1 rRNA gene is annotated in these 1,798 nt (G+C 49.1%); it reads left to right on the top strand.

Features of this window, described 5'->3' with window-relative positions:
* Positions 1 to 168 precede the first annotated feature (168 nt).
* Positions 169 to 1,735, top strand: a 16S ribosomal RNA gene (locus ACG72T_RS12485).
* Positions 1,736 to 1,798: the final 63 nt, after the last annotated feature.

The following is a 1,798-nucleotide window of genomic DNA, read 5'->3' on the forward strand; positions in this document are numbered from 1 at the left end:
GGCTTGATAAAATAATTAAGTCGCTGATGAGCGTAAGCGCTTAATCAGCTGGTAGACCTTTGAAAACTGAACAAAGTTTTAACACTAAATTGTGTAGGCCAACATTTATTTGTTGGATTTACAACGAAGTCAATTCGCTAGTATAATTTTTTATGAGTCACAAACTTTTAATATGAGAGTTTGATCCTGGCTCAGGACGAACGCTGGCGGCATGCCTAATACATGCAAGTCGAACGAACTCGCGTGATGATTGAAGCTTGCTTCATGAATCACATTTGAGTGAGTGGCGGACGGGTGAGTAACACGTGGGTAACCTGCCCAAAAGTGGGGGATAACATCTGGAAACAGGTGCTAATACCGCATAACAACTACTTTCACATGATCGTAGCTTGAAAGATGGCTCTGCTATCGCTTTTGGATGGACCCGCGGCGTATTAGCTAGTTGGTGAGGTAACGGCTCACCAAGGCAATGATACGTAGCCGACCTGAGAGGGTAATCGGCCACATTGGGACTGAGACACGGCCCAAACTCCTACGGGAGGCAGCAGTAGGGAATCTTCCACAATGGGCGAAAGCCTGATGGAGCAATGCCGCGTGAGTGAAGAAGGTTTTCGGATCGTAAAACTCTGTTGTTGAAGAAGAACATGCGTGAGAGTAACTGTTCACGTACTGACGGTATTCAACCAGAAAGCCACGGCTAACTACGTGCCAGCAGCCGCGGTAATACGTAGGTGGCAAGCGTTGTCCGGATTTATTGGGCGTAAAGAGAATGTAGGCGGTTTATTAAGTTTGAAGTGAAAGCCCTCGGCTCAACCGAGGAAGTGCTTCGAAAACTGGTAAACTTGAGTGCAGAAGAGGAAAGTGGAACTCCATGTGTAGCGGTGGAATGCGTAGATATATGGAAGAACACCAGTGGCGAAGGCGGCTTTCTGGTCTGTAACTGACGCTGAGATTCGAAAGCATGGGTAGCAAACAGGATTAGATACCCTGGTAGTCCATGCCGTAAACGATGAGTGCTAAGTGTTGGAGGGTTTCCGCCCTTCAGTGCTGCAGCTAACGCATTAAGCACTCCGCCTGGGGAGTACGACCGCAAGGTTGAAACTCAAAGGAATTGACGGGGGCCCGCACAAGCGGTGGAGCATGTGGTTTAATTCGAAGCAACGCGAAGAACCTTACCAGGTCTTGACATACCATGAAAAGCTAAGAGATTAGTCTTTCCCTTCGGGGACATGGATACAGGTGGTGCATGGTTGTCGTCAGCTCGTGTCGTGAGATGTTGGGTTAAGTCCCGCAACGAGCGCAACCCTTATTATCAGTTGCCAGCATTCAGTTGGGCACTCTGGTGAGACTGCCGGTGACAAACCGGAGGAAGGTGGGGACGACGTCAAATCATCATGCCCCTTATGACCTGGGCTACACACGTGCTACAATGGTCGGTACAACGTGTTGCGAACTCGCGAGGGCAAGCAAATCACTTAAAACCGATCTCAGTTCGGATTGTAGGCTGCAACTCGCCTACATGAAGCTGGAATCGCTAGTAATCGCGGATCAGCATGCCGCGGTGAATACGTTCCCGGGCCTTGTACACACCGCCCGTCACACCATGAGAGTTTGTAACACCCAAAGCCGGTGGGGTAACCCTTCGGGGAGCTAGCCGTCTAAGGTGGGACAAATGATTAGGGTGAAGTCGTAACAAGGTAGCCGTAGGAGAACCTGCGGCTGGATCACCTCCTTTCTAAGGATATGATGCTTAGCATCAACGGAAATACACAACGTTAAAACTTTGTTTAGTTTTGAG

It is taken from the genome of Companilactobacillus sp. FL22-1, assembly GCF_043951805.1.
GTDB lineage: Bacteria > Bacillota > Bacilli > Lactobacillales > Lactobacillaceae > Companilactobacillus.